This window comes from Neisseria sp. P0024.S006 (genome assembly GCF_051956595.1).
GTDB lineage: Bacteria > Pseudomonadota > Gammaproteobacteria > Burkholderiales > Neisseriaceae > Neisseria.
Genome location: NZ_JBQCXH010000045.1, coordinates 1 through 462, shown reverse-complemented (window position 1 = coordinate 462; position 462 = coordinate 1). Strand labels below are relative to the sequence as shown.

General features: G+C 55.6%; 1 pseudogene. It reads left to right on the top strand.

Features of this window, described 5'->3' with window-relative positions:
- A pseudogene (locus tag ACTHUF_RS11185) lies at positions 1–462 on the top strand (sodium-dependent transporter); the annotation flags it as partial.

The window sequence follows — 462 nt, the reverse complement described above, 5'->3', positions numbered from 1 at the left end:
CTTAGGCAACATTTGGTGTTTCCCCTACATCGTCTGCGACAACGTCGGCGGTGCGTTCGTCCTCCCCTATTTGTTTTCGCTGTTGACGGCAGGTATGCCGCTGTTGCTGCTCGACTATGCCATCGGCCACCGTTACCGCGGTTCGCCTCCTTTGGCCTTCCGCCGCCTCGGCCGTTGGTGTGAGCCGGTGGGTTGGTGGAACTTCCTGACCAACGTCATCATCTGTATCTACTACGCCGTGATTGTCGGCTGGGCTGCAAGCTATGCCTATTATTCGTTTACTTCGGCATTGGGTACGGATCCGCAGGCATTCTTCTTCAAAGACTTCCTGCAAATGGCCGATGCCAAAGACTTGGGCTTGGATTTTTTCTTCAAAGTGGCCGGTCCGCTGATTGCCGTTTGGGTGTTTACGCTGGCGATTATGGCTTTGGGCGTGCAAAAAGGCGTGGCCGGTGCGTCCAC